Below are 16122 nucleotides of genomic sequence, written 5' to 3' on the forward strand. Positions count from 1 at the left end.
ATGCAACTCGCCGCGATCATCGTGTCGCTGGTCCTGACCGTGGTCGGCGTCGCGCTGCTCGCACGCGCCATCGGTCAGTTCGTCCGGTACTTCAAACTGGGCCAGCCGGTTCCGGCCGGTTCCCGGACCGACAACCCCTACGCGCGCAGCGTGACGCTCGTGAAGGAGTTCCTCGGCCACACGCGGATGAACCGCTGGGGCATCGTGGGCTTCGCCCACTGGTTCGTGGCGATCGGCTTCCTGACGCTGCCGCCGACGCTGGCGCAGGCCTTCGGCCAGCTCTTCCAGGCCGACTGGACACTGCCGGTCATCGGCGGCTTCCTGCCCTTCGAGCTCTACATCGAGTTCATCGGCGTCATGACGGTCCTCGGCATCGCCGTCCTGATCGTGATCCGGCTGCTGAGCCTGCCCTCGCGCCCCGGCCGCAAGTCCCGCTTCGCGGGCTCCAAGGCCGGCCAGGCGTACTTCGTCGAGTACGTCATCCTCACCATCGGCCTCGCCATCTACACCCTGCGCGGCCTCGAGGGCGCGATCCACCACGTGGAGCACTACGAGGCCGCGTACTTCGCCTCGTACCCCCTGGTCCTGGCCTTCAAGGGCCTCGGCGTCACCACCCTCCAGAACCTGGTCTACCTCACCGCGACGGTGAAGATCGGCACCTCGTTCGTCTGGATGATCGTGGTCTCGCTCAACACCAACATGGGCGTCGCCTGGCACCGCTTCCTCGCGTTCCCGAACATCTGGTTCAAGCGCGAGGCGACCGGCGGCACGGCCCTCGGCGGCCTGCAGCCGATGACCTCCGGCGGCAAGCCGATCGACTTCACCGACCCCGGTGACGACGACGTCTTCGGCGTCTCCCAGGTCGAGCAGTTCTCCTGGAAGGGCCTGCTCGACTTCTCCACCTGCACCGAGTGCGGCCGCTGCCAGTCGCAGTGCCCCGCCTGGAACACCGGCAAGCCCCTCTCCCCCAAGCTGCTGATCATGTCCCTGCGGGACCACGCCCACGCCAAGGCGCCCTACCTGCTCGCGGGCGGCGGCAAGACCATGGAGGGCGAGGAGAAGGCCTCCGAGGAGCAGCTGGCCGGTGTGCCCGCCGCCGCCCTGGCGGAGGCCGAGCGGCCGCTGATCGGCACCGCCGAGGAGAACGGCGTCATCAACCCCGACGTCCTGTGGTCCTGCACCACCTGCGGCGCCTGTGTCGAGCAGTGCCCGGTGGACATCGAGCACGTCGACCACATCGTCGACATGCGCCGCTACCAGGTCATGATCGAGTCCTCGTTCCCGTCCGAGGCGGGCACGATGCTCAAGAACCTGGAGAAGAAGGGCAACCCCTGGGGCCTGGCCAAGAAGCAGCGCCTGGAGTGGACGAAGGAAGTCGACTTCGAGGTGCCGGTCGTCGGCCAGGACATCGAGGACCTCTCCGAGGTCGAGTACCTCTACTGGGTCGGCTGCGCCGGCGCCCTGGAGGACCGCGCCAAGAAGACCACCAAGGCCTTCGCCGAACTGCTGCACATCGCGGGCGTCAAGTTCGCGATCATGGGCGGCGACGAGAAGTGCACCGGTGACTCCGCCCGCCGCCTGGGCAACGAGCCCCTCTTCCAGGAGCTCGGCATGGAGAACGTCATGGCGCTGAACATGGCGTTCGGCGAGGAGACGGACGACGACGGCAAGGTCGTCCCCGAGTCCGCCAAGCCGAAGTCGGCCAAGAAGATCGTCGCCACCTGCCCGCACTGCCTCAACACCCTCGGCAACGAGTACCCGCAGCTCGGCGGCGACTACGAGGTCATCCACCACACCCAGCTGCTCCAGCACCTCGTCGACGAGGGCAAGCTGATCCCGGTGACCGCGGTCGAGGGCATCATCACGTACCACGACCCCTGCTACCTGGGCCGCCACAACAAGATCTACACGCCCCCGCGCGAGATCATGACCGCCGTCCCCGGCCTGCGCCAGCAGGAGATGCACCGCCACAAGGAGCGCGGCTTCTGCTGCGGCGCCGGTGGTGCGCGCATGTGGATGGAGGAGCGGATCGGCAAGCGCATCAACAACGAGCGCGTCGACGAGGCCCTGTCCCTGAACCCGGACATCGTCTCGACGGCCTGCCCGTTCTGCCTCGTCATGCTCACGGACTCCGTGAACGGCAAGAAGAACGACGGCAAGGCCAAGGAGTCGATCCAGGTCGTGGACGTCGCCCAGCTCCTCCTGGAGTCGGTCAAGACGCCCGTGGACCCGGAGGACTCGGCGCAGCCGGAGAGCGAGCCGGAGCCCGAGCCGGTGAAGTAGCCGACCGGACACCGGACCGGACACCGGACCGAACGCCCCCGTGCCGCCCTGCCGGCGGCACGGGGGCGTTCGGCGTTCCCGGGCCGGGCTCCCGCCCGTTCCCGGGCCGGACTCCCGCACCAACTCCCGTACTCCTCACGGGGTTGACCGGCCGTCCCTGACGTACCACTGACACAGCACCATGACATCCCTTAGGGGATGTCACAGCTCGGCCGCAAAGGGGGGTCCCGGAGGCCGCCTCCGGCACGTCTGTCGGTCGGACCGGGTACGTTCGACGACGTGGCTGGATTCAGGATCGGACGTGGCGGCCGGGACAACCGTGCCCCCCAAGCGCGACCGCAACACCCTCCGTACGGGCAGCAGACGCCGCAGGGCCAACAGGCCCCCGCGGGACCGTCGCACGGCTACGCGCCGCCGGCGCAGCAGCCGTACCCGCCGCAGTTCCGCGGCGGGCAGCAGCCGCCGTACGGCGGTGGCGGCAGCGGTCAGTGGCCGTCGCAGGGCAACGGCGGCGGGAGCGACGAGCCGGAGTACTTCGGCGGCGGCGCCCCGCACGACCCGTACGCGGCGAACAACCCGGGACACACCCAGGCGTTCTCGGTCGACGACCACCAGCAGTACAGCCAGGGCGGCACGTACCAGGCGGGTGCGGCCGCGCCCGCCGGACCGGTCGGACCCCGGCTGCACTGGAAGGACCTGCTGCGCGGGATCGTCGTGTCCCCCAACCAGACCTTCCTGCGGATGCGCGACTACACGATGTGGGGCCCCGCCCTCGTCGTGACCTTCCTCTACGGCCTGCTCGCGGTCTTCGGGTTCGACGACACCCGTGACGACGCCATAAAGGCCACCATCTCCAACGCGATCCCGATCGTCCTGACGACGGCCGTCGCGCTGGTGATCAGCTCCTTCGTCCTGGGCGCCGTCACCCACACCCTGGCCCGCCAGCTCGGCGGGAACGGCGCGTGGCAGCCGACGGTGGGACTGTCGATGCTGATCATGTCGCTGACCGACGCGCCGCGGCTGCTGGTCGCGATGTTCGCGGGCGGCGACGCGACGTTCGTGCAGCTCCTGGGGTGGGTGACCTGGGTCGCGGCGGGCGCGCTGCTGACCATGATGGTGAGCAAGTCGCACGACCTGCCGTGGCCGAAGGCGCTGGGCGCGTCGGCGATCCAGCTGATCGCACTGCTGTCGATCGTGAAGCTGGGCACGTTCTAGCGCTCCGCGCGCCCCTGTGGCCGGTCCTTTCACGCCCGTACGGGACGTGAGGGCCGGCCATTGTCATGTGCGTCAGATGCACCGGCGGGGGGCGGGGGTGGGTTTCAGGTGCTGCGGGCGGCGGGGGGTGGGCGGCGGCCTGCCGGCTGGGGCGGGGCGGGCGGGGCGGGGTGAGGTGACGGTTGGGGGCCTCGGTCCGCTGGTCCTGATGGGCGGGAGTCGTTCCGCAGGACCCGACGCGGTGGGGGGCGTCGGCGGCCGACGGCGCGGATCGTGTTCACGCCCGGACGAGACAGGGCACCCGAATGATCGTGACGGGTCGAGAAGGAGGGAGCGGGACGTGACGGAGGAGAAGGAAGCAGAGCAGGAGTACGGCGTCGCTGTCGACGTCGAGTCGTTCGATGCGACGGATTCACTCGAGTCGGTCGAGTCAGTCGAGTTGGTCGAGTCAGTCGAATTGGCCGAATTGGCCGAGTCTGTCGAGGAGACGCGGGCCGCGGTGCTCGCCGCGTGGCGGGCGGACCGCCTGCCCGGCCGGTGGCCGGTGTCGGCGGACCGGATGGCCTACTCCCGGTAGGCGGTCCGAGTCGTCCGAGTCGTTTGAGTCGTCCGACTCGGGCAGGTCAGAGCGCCTCGGTGGACGGCGTGACCGGCTCCCCGGACTTGCGTACCGCAGGCAGGACGCTCCACGGGAAGTTGATCCAGTCGTCGGTGCGCTTCCAGACGTACTCGCACTTCACCAGGGACTGCGACTTCTCGTAGATGACGGCGGAGCGGACCTCGGCGACATGGTCGAGGCAGAAGTCGTGGACGAGCTTCAGCGTCTTGCCGGTGTCGGCGACGTCGTCGGCGATCAGCACCTTCTTGTCGGTGAAGTCGATCGCGTTGGGGACCGGCGCCAGCATGACGGGCATGTCGAGCGTCTGTCCCACACCGGTGTAGAACTCGACGTTAAAGTTCAGAGGCGCAACCACCAGGCAGCTTGCCTAGCAATTGCGCCTCAACTCAGCACCTACTCAGCACACCTTGCTGAGTCAACACCCCCTACGCCGAGCGGATCCGGCTGAGCGACTCGGAGAGATCACGGGCGACGGCCCGCGCCACAGCGCCCTTGATCCGCTCCTCAGCACCGGGCAGTAGGTGGATGTACACCGTCTCAGTGGTCTTGCTGCTGGCGTGCCCCATCCACACGGCCAGCTCCGGAAGCGGGACGCCTGCCGCGATCGCCACTGAGGCGAAGTAGTGCCGGAGGGACTTGGGGGTGAGACCCCTGTGCCCCAGGCCCGCATCCTCGATCGCCTTGTTCCACCGTGCGGCGAACGTCGTCCGGGACGGGAAGCGGTTCGCGTAGGTCTCGGACTCGTAGAACCACCCTTCGTCACCCCAGGTGCCATAGGTGGCGATGTGGGCACGCCACGCCTCGTCAGCGATCTCCGGGACCGGGACCTTGCGACCCGTCCGGGACCACTTCACTTCCTCCCGAATCGCCGTTCCACGACCCGCGCCCTCGTTCGCGCCGAAGGTGGAAAGCTGGGCGTTGACCTTCACGAAGCCAGTGCCCTGCTCCCATTTCTGCTCGCACAGCGCCAGGGCCTCACCGACACGGAGCCCGCACCCCGCCATGCTCCAGACCACGGAGCGGTAATACGGCTTGATCTCCTCAAAGATCGCCTCAACCTCACCGGTCGTCGGCACTTCGGCCGGATCAATCGGGCGGTAGGCCGGCCCCTTGCGCTTGCGCGCTTCCGCTTTCTTGCACGGATTGCGCGGGATGATCTCGGCCGTCCAGGCGTACTTGAACAGCGAGGCAAGGACGACCTTGCGGGTGTGGATGCCGTACGGCTTGTACCCCTTCTCTTTCTGGAGCGTCTCCCACTTGGTGATGTCACTGGCGGTGATGGAGGCGATGGGGCGCGGACCGAAGAACTCGGCGTAGTGGTTCTTGTAGATACTCACGTACTGCGCGCGCGAGGACACCGCCAACTGGTCCTCGTCCGAGCCCGCGTTCAGCCACTCATCCCAGACGTCAGCGAACGTCCGCTTGGACTGCTCAGGGTCGATGTACGACCCGGTGTCCTTGTCCCGTTCGACCTTGCGCTCCCACTTGGCAGCTAACTTCTTGCCGGTCGCGCCCGACTCGAACGACTTCTCTCGCTGCCGCCCCGAACGGCCACCAGGCTCGCGCCAGCGCGTCACCCAGGGATGCGGGCATCGGTCCCATGCCGTGATGGGACAGTCACACCGCTTGATGATCGAACCCATTGCTGGGCCCCCTTCGCTCGACCTACTCAGCACCAATATTCTATACGTGCTAATTGACGACGTGTCTGCTTAACCAAGATTCCAAGTCCCTTTCTCTGAAGCGGAGATGCTTGCCGACGCGGTAGCCGGTCAGCCCCCACGCCCTCCAGTTGCCGTAGAGCGTGTGCAGGGACACGGCCAGGAACTCGGCAGTCTGAGCAGGCGTCAGCAGCCGGTTTGAGCCCCCTCTCATGCGCGCTCAGCCCCCTTGCACTCGTCCCGGACGGCTTCTCGGTTGAGGGCGAGGTCTTCGGCGACTCCGGCCGCGATGAGGGCCGCGCCGGGGGTGTGGCCGGAGCCGATGTAGCGCCAGTCGTGTTCGGTGATGGCGTCGGGGGTGTCCGTGTGGCCCATGTGGTGAGCGCGTTCGGCGCGGAGTGCTGCGTAGGTGGTGGAGTAGGCGCGGGATTTGGTGAGGATGTGGCCGCGGTAGCCGAGGGTGTGGGTCCACGGGCGGAGGCGGAGGGGTGCGTACTCGGGGAGGCCGCCCAGGCGCCAGCAGGCGCGCATGAGGGTGCGGACGTGGGTGCTGACGGGTGCCGACTCGATATCGGCCCAGGTGGTGAGCGGGTGATCGAGGCCGACGCCGGTTTCGCTTGCTCCCTTGGTGACGTACTTGGCGACGTACGCGGCTACGGCGTCGTCATCGGGGCCGTCGCCGTCGGTGTGCAGTGGCCGGGCGTCGATCTGATCACCCCAGCGCAGGAGCAGTTGTCCCACGGCCGGGCTGTAGGACGAGCGGACCAGGACGCGCCGGGCCGACTTGCGTACGGCGTCGACGAGGACTTGCACGGTGCCCCAGGGCGGGGGTTCGTCGTCGGATCCGGTCGGTCCGTCCAGGCGGACGACGGCATGGACGTGGACGGCCGCCCGCTTCTGATACTCGGCGACGCGGGCGAAGGAGAGGCGGGCGTGTTCGGCGAAGCGGGACTGTACGAGGCCGGCGGAGGAGGCGAGGCGCCGCCTCACGTCGATGACGAACCGGTCCCAGAGCTTGGATGCGTGTGCGTGCCAGAGGACGTGTCCTGTGTAGTCGTAGCAGTCGGGGCAGAGCGGTTGACCGATGACCGGGGCATCCGGGGCGTGGACGGTGCCGCAGCCGAGGGCGCGTCCGTGCTCGCAGGTGTGGCGGTCTCGGCGGGGTCGGCACTGTTCCCCGGCACGGTGGACCGGGCCGAAGGAGGGGGCGGTGAGGGTGACGAACAGCCGAGGCCGGTGGCGGACGGCCGGGGGGACGTTCTTGCCGCCGAGGAGTCCGGCGCGCACCAGGTGGTAGGTGTCTCCGGCGTGGAGGCGGGAGCAGGCCGGGCAGATGGTGGCGCGGCGGTTGCGGCAGCGGACGAGGAGGCGTTCGCCGGGTTCGTCGCGGGTGTCGTAGTGGCGGAGGATCTCGCCTGTCGTGCCGTCCAGGGTGGTGGTGGAGCCGGAGAGGTGGATGGGGTGAGCGCATCCGCCGGTGGCGGTGATCTGCTCCAGCCAGCGGGAGAACTTGGGATCTTGGGCGAGACGGATGGCGTCGCGGTCGGTTTCGGGGAGCTGACGAAGGCGCGCCGCGCGGTCGAGGGCGGCGCGCCGGTCAGCCGGGGTGTACTGCGGGGTGATGGTGGTGACCTTCCGGGATGGGCCGCCGCAGCGGCACGGATGTGGGTGGGTGGCGCGTCGTCGGTCATGGGGATCGCTCCCTTGCAGGTGGGTCGGGTGTGGCGGGGGTTCAGCGGATGGTGCCGGTGCCCCGGCAGACGCGGCAGCGCCGGATCCGTCCGGTCCAGGTGCGGCGGGCTCCGTCGCCCTTGCAGTGGGGGCACCTCACGCGAGGCATGGGCATGGTCGGGGTGTCCTTTCTGCTCAGGTGTGGGAGAAGCCGCTGATGAACCAGGTCACGAGGCCGTGGATGGTGAAGATGACGGGGGTCTGGCCGAGGTAGACACCGAAGAGGCCGACGCAGACCGCTTCCCAGGCGCGGACGTCGCGGGAGCGGACGAGGAGGACGGTGATGATCCCGAAGATCACCGCGAACGTGAACGCCGTACCTTCGCTGATCACTTCGACTCTCCTTCCAGCGCCGCCAGGGCGCGGGTGACGAGGGACAGTTCCGGGGTCATCGCGCCGTACTTGCGGGCCGTGGCCACAGCCTCATCAGTGGGGGTGAGGTGAGAGCGCGCACGGCTCCAGCCGCCATCGGGACCGGTGCACACGGCCACGCCGCGTTCCTCTGCCGTGATGGCCTGGGCGACGGCCACGGCATCCTTGTTGAGGTCGCCGAGGGTCATTTCCGCCGTGCCAGGGTCGTTGACCCGGTGGCAGATCCGGCCGCCGAGCTGGGCCCGCAGTGCGGTCACACCAGGGCCGAGGTCGGAGCCGACGCGTTGGCCGGCCACGACCAGGTGGATGCCGAGGGCGGCGCCGAGCTGGGCGAGGCGCAGAAGCAGCGTGGAGCACTGTTCGGCTTCCGCCTTGCTCTCGCGGGTGCCGTCGGACAGGTAGAGCTCCGCGATCTCGTCGACTAGGACCACGACCGGCACGGGCCTCAGCTTGTCCGGGAGCTCCCAGATCGAGCGGACCCCGGCCGACCGGCACGCGCTCATCCGGTCCTGCATGTCGACCACCAGGGCGGAGAGCACGGCCACGGCCTCACGGCGACAGGTGGCCAGCGCGGTCAGCCGTGCGGTGAACAGGCCGAGTTCCATGCCGCCCTTGCAGTCGATGCCGACCAGGGCGACGCGCTGTGTGGCGAGCTGGGTGATGAGCCGGGCCAGCAGGGTCGACTTGCCCGAGCGGGTGGCCCCGGTGATCAGCCAGTGCGGGACCAGCCGCAGGTTCATCACCCACGCCCCGCCCGTCTCCAGCGCGCCGATGAGCGCGGAGAGCAGTTCGGCCGGTGCCGTGGCTAAGCCCGGCCGCTCCAGCGGATCGCTCGCCATGGCGGTGAGCAGCACGAGGCCGCGTTCGGGCGAGGTGACCCGCACCGCGTGGACCTTCCACGCGTGTACGAACGCGTCCGCCGCCTTCAGATACGTCGCCGGGGTCTGACCCGCGTGCAGCCGCACCAGAACCGACAGCCCCATCGGGGTGACGTGCGGGAAGGAGCAGCGCGGAGCCACCGGCCGCACGGGATCACCCTTCACTAGCAGGTGACCGACGAGCGTGCGCGCCGGCAGCCGGGACACCGCCAGGTCGTTGAGCACGGCCACACGCCGCCAGGTGGACACCACCCGCCAGGCGGTCAGCGGGTAGCCGACGAGGTACCAGTGCCAGATGGGCCGGTGCCGGCGCACCAGGTCACCGGCGACGAGCATCCAGGCGAGCACTGCCAGGGCAAGGGCGATGACGTACGGCTCCATCACGCCTCACCGCCCTTGCGCGCCGCCGCCGGGGCACCGTGCACGGGCGTGATCGCGTCGGCGCGGAAGCTGACGCCGTGCCGGTCGCCCATCGACCACATGAACGCCACCAGCCCGGTGACCTTGACGATCTGTCCTTCCTCGATGCCGGTCGGCTCGCCGCTGACGGCGATCTCGATGACGGAGATTCGCCGCCGGTCCTGCCGCACGGTCACCGCGACCGTGTAGACGGGGTTGCCCTCCCGGTCCTTCTTCACCTCCTGTGTCTCGGAGTTGCTGATCTTCACTTCCGGAGCGATGGCGCACCGCAGTACACCGAGCCGCGCCGTGTCCACGGGAATGGACTGCATTTCGTTGGCCTCCTGGCCAGTCACGACGCCAGACTCCTTCTGACGTCACTTGTCCTTACGAGTGATGAGTGTGGAGTGCTGTACGGCGAGTGTGCAAGTACTTATGCTGACGAGTGACGCCGCATGTGCGACGTGCCTACGACCCCGACCCGTCGGAGATGCCCAGATGTCGGAGATCCAGCGCCCCGGAGCCCTCTACCAGCAGGTGGCCGCCGCCATCCGCGAAGCGATCCTGTCGGGCGAGTTCCAACCCGACTCCCTGCTGCCGTCCGAAGCTCAGCTCATGAACCGCTACGCCGTCTCCCGCCCGACCGTCCGCAACGCCATCGCAGCCCTGCGCGCCGAAGGCTTGATCGACGTTCGGCACGGAAAGGGCAGTTTCGTGCGCTCCGACGGACAACCGTCCCTCACGATCCAGCGCAGTATCAGCCGCACCGCCGACGGCCGGTTCGTCATGCCCAACGGCGACGTCTGGCAGGGGACCGAAGAGGCCAGCGCCTACCGGACGCACACCACCAAGGCCACCGGCCGACTGCTCCAACTCGGCGAGGAGGAAGCCCTGTACGGCTGCGACCGCTTGTTGTTCGACCCCAGCACAGGCACCCGCGCGATGCACCGCACGCTGATCCCGTTCGCCGTCGCGGAAGCCGTTCCGATGCTGGCCGAGGAGCCGTGCAAGCGCCCGGCCGCGTTCTACCGGCAGCTCACCGAGGACGGCCACAAGCTCACCTGGTCCGAGACCGTACGTGCCCGGATGCCCCTGCCTGACGAGCGCACCACGCTCCAGCTCCCCGACGCGACGCCGATCCTGCACATCTCCCGCGTCACCCACGACACCGACGACCGCCCGCTCATCCTTGAAGAACTCCGCATCGGTGCCGACCGTGCCGAACTCACCTACCGGCTCACCGCCGACAAGCAGCCCGCACGACGCACCAGCGCGTGAGCGGCGAGCCGCATCGGTCGAAACAGCCTTCACTTCCTCAAGGGCGCGCCTGCGGCGCGCCGAGACGCCCGGCCGCCCCGGCCGGGCGTGCGGCGTGACCGCCGGTCCCGGCCGAGCGCCGGACGCCCCACACGACAGCACGCCCGAGAAGTCGAGGCGAGGACCGGCCGCCGGGGGCCGGAGTCCACGGGGCCGGGGGTCGCCGACCGGAGGGATTTTAGGCAGCCACCATGGGGCGAGCCTCGAAGAACAGGGGGCCAATCGGGCACAACACCGGGCAGGTGCACCACCTGCCCGATTCGCCTGAGCAGCGTAAGGCCCCCTGTTCACTCGCCCCATGGCAGCTCCCGCCCAAAATCCCTCCGGCCGGCGACGTGCCCACGTGCACCACCCACCAGCGGAAATACCTTTCACAGCGCACCGCCGTCACGGTCGACGAGCCCCGCCAGGAGCCCCGCGAGCCGCACGGCCGCACCAGGCGAGCCCACCAGACGCACCACCCCGCGCCCCACGTCGTCCGTCGAAGCCACCGCACGTAACTGCGACGGCTCGAACTCCGCCGCGAGCAGCGCAAGGTTCACCTGATCGGCAGCCGTCCGCGCCACGCGCCAGCCCGCCATGTAGTCCACGCCACGTACCCAAAGGCCGTGGTCCGCCTCTGTCACGTCAGGTGTGTCGTCCGGCCCGTTCTCGCCAGTACCGATTGCCTTGCTCACTTCAGACCCCGATCTAGGTAACGGATCGTCAACTTCCTTTGACCGGGGCAGAAACGCAGCACGACGGCCCCGGTACCATCAGGCACCGGGAACCGCCGTGTTCCCAACCGGGCCACCCTTCGCTTTCCAGGGCATACGGGGTGGCCCGGTCTCGGTATTGGGTTGTGAGGTGCGGCCCCCCGCTCAGAGGGATTGGGAGAGCCCCGGCGAGGGGCCGCACTTCTTGGCCGGAGTGGTCACCTCCAGCCGGGGCCGGGCCGTCGTCCTCTCCCGATCGCGTGGGAGTTGCAGGGGTGACGGCCCGGAGTCAGCAGGGTTTTCGCTCGGTGGCACCGCCGTCACGGTCGAAGCGGCACCAGATGGTCTTGCCGCCCTGATCGCCAGGACGCCACCAGACCGACGAGGCCAGGCGCTGGACGATGAACAGTCCACGGCCGTTGTCCGGCAAGACCGCTTCCGACAGCTCACCCGCCAGACCAGGCGAGAAGGCGTCTCCCAGCGGCAGAAGCGGGGGCGAGGAATCCTCATCCGCGATACCGACGAACACCCACTTGGGCCAGACCTTGAACGTCAGGTCGATTCGCCGGGCACCACCAGGACGAGCGAGGCCGCGTTCCGGCACGGCATGGTTCACCACGTTGCCGACGAGTTCGGACACGACCAGCCGAGCGTCATCCACGAACTCACCCGCGCCCGCGTCCGTCAGGAACACAGCTGTCATGTCACGAGCGACCCGGCCCGTGTTCGCTGACTCAGCGAACAGCGAGGCCGTCAGGAAGTGCCCGCCGTTCGACGGATCCGGCGCCGCGAACCAGTGATCGAACGCATCCACTTCGCGCGCAAGGCGTTCGGCTCTTCTTGCCTCCATTACGTCCCTCTCCGGGCCCGGTACGACCCCTCATGGCACCGCTTGCATCACGCAAGCCAGTACACGGGCAGACGTGCGCGACCGGCAGCGTTCACCAGGGGGTTCACATGAACACCGGCAAAGGCAGAGGGGGTTCACCAATGAACCCCCTTAGGCGAAACTCCTGTGACAGGATGAACACTCGCCGTCATTCTCGGGTTGGCAGGGGAGCATGAGCCGGGAGCCGAACGCGCAACTGATCGCAGTCATGGCCGAAGCCCAGGTCTCGAACAAGGGACTGGCCAAGCGCATGCAGGACGCCGCCACCCAGCGCGGCGGCAGTCTCGGGACAACGCACATCGCAGTGCAGCGATGGCGCGACGGCTCAGGCATCAAGCCCGAGACGGCAGCGATCATGGCAGACGTTCTCTCGGCCAAGCTCGGACGACGAGTCTCCCCCGGCGATCTCGGCTTCTTCGACCACACCAGAGCCAACGCACCGGAGCCGACCGGCTACCCCAGCACGCTCCCGGAAGCCCTTGATGTTCTTGACGGCCTCGCCCAGGAGCGCGCCGACGCGCCTACGACGGACCAGCTGATCATCGCGGACGCAGACCTCAGCTCCACAGTCCTGTCATGGATGATCGCCCGCCCCGACGGCATCGAGGCCAACCGACCGGCACAACAGCGCGTCGGTATGCGCGACGTCCGCGCCATCCGGGACGCCGCCGCCACCTTCATGCAACTCGACTTCAAGTACGGCGGAGGCCACGGCCACCGGGCGTTACGCCACTACTTCCGCTACGAGGTCCTGCCGCTGCTGAGCGTGAGCTACAGCGCGAAGGTGGGAACTGCCCTGTTCGGCGCCGCAGCCGAGGTCTCCCAGTTACTTGCGTGGACTGCGTACGACACCGGCAACCACCGACTCGCCCACCGCTACCTCACATCCACGCTGCGCCTGTCCCAGGTCATCGACGACCGCATGTTCGGGGCCCGTATCCTCGGCAACCTGAGCCACCAGGCGAACTACCTGGGCAACCACGCACAAGCCATCCAGCTTGCCCGCGCAGCCGTCGAGGGCGCCAAAGGACGAGCAACCCCACGCGCCATGGCGAACTACTCAGCGATGGAGGCCCGCGCTCTGTCCAACGCAGGCGACCGCATCGCAGCCACCCGAGCGATGAACGAGGCCGCACGACACTTCGAGCGCGCCGACACCGCCGAGGACCCGGCATGGCTCGCCTACTTCGACGAAGCCGAACTCATGGGCGAACTCTGCCACTGCTTCCGCGACCTCAAGATGCGCCGCGAAGCCGTCGACCAGGCCCAGCGAGCCGTGGACAGCACCGACCCGAAGTACGCCCGAACCCTGGGTTTCTGCCGCATGGTGCTGGCCCAGAGTCAACTACTCAACGGCGAGTTGGAAGCCGCAGTCACCACCGCGAGCCTGGCGATTGACGGCGGAGCATCTCTCCAGTCCTACCGCTTCCAACGCTACATTGCCGATTTCCAGACATCGATACGCAATCAAAGAGAGAATCCGATTGTTGCTACTTTCAATATGAAATTAGCAACAGCACTCACCGCACTCGATGACGAGTAGCGGCGCGCCAGAATAGTCTGCATCCTAGATTGTGAAGTCTTCAACTCTGTCAGCGAATATTAGGACGACGCGGGAGTAGGTATGCTCTGGCTGAATACTCACCTAGATAAGCCGGTTGCGCAGATCCTGGGAGACTCGCGCCCGAAATTCGGCAAATGGATGAGTTACGTACGTGACGAGGAGAGCGGAGAATACCTGGGGCCAACTGCCGGCGCACTTTCGCTCGCATTTCATGAACGCGCACTGAAGGAAGCGGTAAGGCTGGCTGAGATGAAATCAAATCCCGGCTACATCGAGGAAGAATTCGAGTCAAAGTGGCCAGGCATATGGAAAGAGATGAGCAAGCAGCAAGAGGGGGAATCTGGCGAGTTTTACGCGATCATCGACACCGGTTTGATGAGGGATCATCCACTACTGGATGGCCTGATCGTGGGTGAGCATAACTTCAGCAGCGAGTCTGACTGTGACGATCGGAGCGGGCATGGCACCATGGTCGCATCCATTGTGGCCAGCGGCCTGCCAAAAAAGCCCCGCCTCTTGAATCTAAAAGTCGCCGACGGCTCGGGTCGCGCAACGCCAGGAAGCCTGAAAGAGGCTCTGGAGTGGGTCACCAATTTCGCCGAGAGAAACTCAAGTCCAGTCTTTGTCAACATTAGTGTTGGAGTTTATTGGCGCAAGTGGGGGACATTCTCTTGTCGCGGAACTTGCGAGGTATGCACTGCTGCGGTGGTGGCAGCCAAGGTAGGGGTGACGATTCACGCTGCCGCTGGCAACACGGCACGCAAAACCTGCTGCCCCGCCATGGCGGGATTGCGTGGACCAGGTCGTGACAAAATATTCGCCGTCGCTCAGACCGGATTCAAGGACAGTGGAAAGGGAAATGTTGAGGCCCCCGGAGACTACTCTTGGGGGCCACTCGACGATACGCAAGGCTAGCCAAAAATCAGGCTAGCTGCCAGAAGAATTGCTCCAGCCAAGGCCCCCGCGAGATAAGGGCCCGCCCCTCTGGCTGTTAGGAATTCCAGTATGCTTCTCTTCTCGGATCCGAAGATTCCAACGTGCTGCGGCGTCATTACAGCGACAGTGCCGGCAAGGACCGCTCCGACTGTCATGATGACGAGTCCTGCACTGCTCGTCTTAATTTGAACTCCAACTGCCTCGCCTTCAAACTCCATGACGCCACCAGCCCCAAGCAAAGCCACTACCATGCCGATCAAGGTCATCAGTAGACCGAGGCAAATAGTCGCGGTGTAGACCACGGATGGTGGAGGGTCATGCCTTTGCGGCTCTTCTTCGCTCGTCATCACTCCATTCTGGCTCAGGTGTGCTGCACAGTACAGACCCTTGTCACCACGGACGCCAATCGCGAGGCGCACCCTCATTGCGAAGGCCAGCGATACGCCTTTGGTACTCAGCGGCAACCCCCTCGCCCTCTTGCACGTTCTGCATGAGCCATGTGGTCATACCAAACTCTTGCAGCCCGCGTAGCGTGTCATACGCATGCCACTCGTACAGATCTCGCCCGTACGCCCGCACGAACTCGGCGTATTGCTCATCTGTCTGCCACGCAAGGCTGTGGTGCTCAACGGCCGTAACCATCAGGTCCCATTCCGGGTGATCAAAACAGAACGCTTCGAAGTCGATCAGGATCGCTCTCCCTTGATTGTCAATCATGAGGTTCTGAACATGAGCGTCACCATGTACAGGCCCCTTGGAGGTTGCGAAACATAGTTCTGCGTACCTCTCGCGGAGTTCTCGCCACCGCTTACGCAGGAAGGCTCTGTCATCCTCCGGGATCACAGCCTTGTCGATCCGCAGTTCTTGCTTCCCAAACGGATCGAACGGTGGGAGCGCCAGGCCAGCGGGGACGGTCAGTGAGTGCAGATCCCGCAGGATGCCGCCCAGCTCCCCGTACGTAGCCTTGCGGTCACCCTCAACGATCAGATGCCAGAACGTGACCGGGTGCCCGTCGATCAAGAGCGGCTGTTCCACATCCTCAACGATGCGAGCAGCTGAGAACCCCTCCGCCGCCAGCCACCGGGCCACGGCCACCTCTTTGCCCGCCGTGGACAGCCATTCCTTGCCTCGCGCGATGCGCACGACCACCGGCGCCGAGGCCAGCCGGAACAGCGCGTTCTCCCCCAAGCGGATCAGCTGAGCGCCTCTGTCATCGAGCCCCGCCGTCCTGCACGCGGAACGTAATACCCGCGCGGCCCCAGCCGACGTGAACCCCTCATCTGTGCGAGCAGCGTCAACCGCCATGCCCGTACCAGCTCCCTAGTCGCGCGCGATCAACCGGCGCGCGCTCACGGGTGACCAACCCGACGCACACCGGATACAAGCACGACCGTACCCACTACCCCCGGCCAGGACGAGAGGGCCCCGAGGGCTCAGCACCTACTCAGCACATGAACCATGATCAGCAACAATCAACACCAAGGAACAGCAAGATCCAAGCAGCCCGACGGAATGTCTCATCTGCACGTTTGCCAAGCGCAGGCATCACGTGCTAAGCGACTA

At 66.9% G+C, this 16122-nt stretch carries 16 protein-coding genes and 1 pseudogene; 6 read left to right on the top strand and 11 right to left on the bottom strand.

The window, feature by feature from the left end; genetic code table 11:
- The 3 genes from U5640_RS21360 to U5640_RS21370 all read left to right on the top strand — a co-directional run bounded on the left by U5640_RS21360 (position 1) and on the right by U5640_RS21370 (position 4075).
- Positions 1 to 2283: a heterodisulfide reductase-related iron-sulfur binding cluster gene (locus U5640_RS21360; protein ID WP_340377373.1), complete on the top strand. Its 2283-nt coding sequence runs from the start codon at positions 1 to 3 to the stop codon at positions 2281 to 2283.
- Between the two features lie 198 nt (positions 2284 to 2481).
- Positions 2482 to 3498: a Yip1 family protein gene (locus U5640_RS21365; RefSeq protein ID WP_340377374.1), complete on the top strand. Its 1017-nt coding sequence runs from the start codon at positions 2482 to 2484 to the stop codon at positions 3496 to 3498.
- A gap of 340 nt (positions 3499 to 3838) precedes the next feature.
- A complete protein-coding gene (locus tag U5640_RS21370) occupies positions 3839 to 4075 on the top strand; it encodes a hypothetical protein (RefSeq protein WP_340377375.1) in 237 nt (78 codons plus the stop codon).
- Positions 4076 to 4121: 46 nt separating this feature from the next.
- On the opposite strand, the pseudogene U5640_RS21375 reads toward U5640_RS21370, so the two are convergent.
- The 7 genes and pseudogenes from U5640_RS21375 to U5640_RS21405 all read right to left on the bottom strand — a co-directional run.
- Positions 4122 to 4451 (bottom strand): annotated as a pseudogene (locus U5640_RS21375) (phosphoribosyltransferase family protein); the annotation flags it as partial.
- 91 nt (positions 4452 to 4542) lie between these two features.
- Positions 4543 to 5760, bottom strand: coding sequence for a tyrosine-type recombinase/integrase (locus U5640_RS21380; protein WP_340377376.1), 1218 nt, complete (start codon positions 5758 to 5760; stop codon positions 4543 to 4545).
- A 49-nt stretch (positions 5761 to 5809) separates the two neighbouring features.
- The gene (locus U5640_RS21385) at positions 5810 to 5992 is read right to left on the bottom strand and encodes a helix-turn-helix domain-containing protein (RefSeq protein WP_340377377.1); all 183 of its coding nucleotides are present in this window, start codon (positions 5990 to 5992) and stop codon (positions 5810 to 5812) included.
- Positions 5989 to 7311 (bottom strand): replication initiator, encoded by a 1323-nt coding sequence (locus U5640_RS21390; RefSeq protein WP_340385241.1) that lies wholly within the window; start codon positions 7309 to 7311, stop codon positions 5989 to 5991. The genes U5640_RS21385 and U5640_RS21390 overlap by 4 nt, the downstream gene beginning before the upstream one ends.
- Positions 7312 to 7644: 333 nt before the next feature.
- Entirely contained in the window at positions 7645 to 7842 is a 198-nt protein-coding gene (locus tag U5640_RS21395; protein WP_340377378.1) for a hypothetical protein, read from the bottom strand.
- Positions 7839 to 9140, bottom strand: a complete 1302-nt coding sequence (locus U5640_RS21400; protein ID WP_340377379.1) for an FtsK/SpoIIIE domain-containing protein — start codon at positions 9138 to 9140, stop codon at positions 7839 to 7841. Before U5640_RS21400 ends, U5640_RS21395 begins: the two co-directional genes overlap by 4 nt.
- Complete coding sequence (locus tag U5640_RS21405; protein WP_340385243.1) at positions 9140 to 9490, bottom strand: hypothetical protein; 351 nt, start codon at positions 9488 to 9490, stop codon at positions 9140 to 9142. Before U5640_RS21405 ends, U5640_RS21400 begins: the two co-directional genes overlap by 1 nt.
- A 166-nt stretch (positions 9491 to 9656) precedes the next feature.
- Here U5640_RS21405 and U5640_RS21410 point away from each other — a divergent pair, with 166 nt between their 5' ends.
- On the top strand, positions 9657 to 10436 hold the full coding sequence (locus tag U5640_RS21410; protein WP_340377380.1) for a GntR family transcriptional regulator: 780 nt from the start codon (positions 9657 to 9659) through the stop codon (positions 10434 to 10436).
- 410 nt (positions 10437 to 10846) lie between these two features.
- Here U5640_RS21410 and U5640_RS21415 read toward each other — a convergent pair whose 3' ends face one another.
- Complete coding sequence (locus U5640_RS21415) at positions 10847 to 11140, bottom strand: hypothetical protein (protein WP_340385245.1); 294 nt, start codon at positions 11138 to 11140, stop codon at positions 10847 to 10849.
- A 319-nt stretch (positions 11141 to 11459) separates the two neighbouring features.
- Positions 11460 to 12020 (bottom strand): ATP-binding protein, encoded by a 561-nt coding sequence (locus U5640_RS21420; RefSeq protein ID WP_340377381.1) that lies wholly within the window; start codon positions 12018 to 12020, stop codon positions 11460 to 11462.
- 211 nt (positions 12021 to 12231) lie between these two features.
- Here U5640_RS21420 and U5640_RS21425 point away from each other — a divergent pair, with 211 nt between their 5' ends.
- Complete coding sequence (locus U5640_RS21425; protein ID WP_340377382.1) at positions 12232 to 13602, top strand: sporulation protein; 1371 nt, start codon at positions 12232 to 12234, stop codon at positions 13600 to 13602.
- Positions 13603 to 13683: 81 nt separating this feature from the next.
- Complete coding sequence (locus tag U5640_RS21430; protein WP_340377383.1) at positions 13684 to 14538, top strand: S8 family serine peptidase; 855 nt, start codon at positions 13684 to 13686, stop codon at positions 14536 to 14538.
- Here the strand turns inward: U5640_RS21430 and U5640_RS21435 are convergent.
- Together U5640_RS21435 and U5640_RS21440 are read right to left on the bottom strand one after the other, a co-directional pair.
- On the bottom strand, positions 14535 to 14906 hold the full coding sequence (locus tag U5640_RS21435) for a hypothetical protein (protein ID WP_340377384.1): 372 nt from the start codon (positions 14904 to 14906) through the stop codon (positions 14535 to 14537). The genes U5640_RS21430 and U5640_RS21435 overlap by 4 nt on opposite strands.
- 43 nt (positions 14907 to 14949) lie before the next feature.
- Positions 14950 to 15864: an aminoglycoside phosphotransferase family protein gene (locus tag U5640_RS21440; RefSeq protein ID WP_340377385.1), complete on the bottom strand. Its 915-nt coding sequence runs from the start codon at positions 15862 to 15864 to the stop codon at positions 14950 to 14952.
- Between the last annotated feature and the right edge of the window lie 258 nt (positions 15865 to 16122).

Source organism: Streptomyces sp. SS7, assembly GCF_037993025.1.
GTDB lineage: Bacteria > Actinomycetota > Actinomycetes > Streptomycetales > Streptomycetaceae > Streptomyces.

Excerpts from the sequence above, each read along its gene's own strand:
- U5640_RS21360 (WP_340377373.1), top strand. The coding sequence starts at position 1 with ATGCAACTCGCCGCGATCATCGTGTCGCTGGTCCTGACCGTGGTCGGC.
- U5640_RS21365 (WP_340377374.1), top strand. The coding sequence starts at position 2,482 with ATGTCACAGCTCGGCCGCAAAGGGGGGTCCCGGAGGCCGCCTCCGGCA.
- U5640_RS21380 (WP_340377376.1), bottom strand. The coding sequence starts at position 5,760 with ATGGGTTCGATCATCAAGCGGTGTGACTGTCCCATCACGGCATGGGAC.
- U5640_RS21385 (WP_340377377.1), bottom strand. The coding sequence starts at position 5,992 with ATGAGAGGGGGCTCAAACCGGCTGCTGACGCCTGCTCAGACTGCCGAG.
- U5640_RS21400 (WP_340377379.1), bottom strand. The coding sequence starts at position 9,140 with ATGGAGCCGTACGTCATCGCCCTTGCCCTGGCAGTGCTCGCCTGGATG.
- U5640_RS21405 (WP_340385243.1), bottom strand. The coding sequence starts at position 9,490 with ATGCAGTCCATTCCCGTGGACACGGCGCGGCTCGGTGTACTGCGGTGC.
- U5640_RS21410 (WP_340377380.1), top strand. The coding sequence starts at position 9,657 with ATGTCGGAGATCCAGCGCCCCGGAGCCCTCTACCAGCAGGTGGCCGCC.
- U5640_RS21420 (WP_340377381.1), bottom strand. The coding sequence starts at position 12,020 with ATGGAGGCAAGAAGAGCCGAACGCCTTGCGCGCGAAGTGGATGCGTTC.
- U5640_RS21425 (WP_340377382.1), top strand. The coding sequence starts at position 12,232 with ATGAGCCGGGAGCCGAACGCGCAACTGATCGCAGTCATGGCCGAAGCC.
- U5640_RS21430 (WP_340377383.1), top strand. The coding sequence starts at position 13,684 with ATGCTCTGGCTGAATACTCACCTAGATAAGCCGGTTGCGCAGATCCTG.
- U5640_RS21435 (WP_340377384.1), bottom strand. The coding sequence starts at position 14,906 with ATGACGAGCGAAGAAGAGCCGCAAAGGCATGACCCTCCACCATCCGTG.
- U5640_RS21440 (WP_340377385.1), bottom strand. The coding sequence starts at position 15,864 with ATGGCGGTTGACGCTGCTCGCACAGATGAGGGGTTCACGTCGGCTGGG.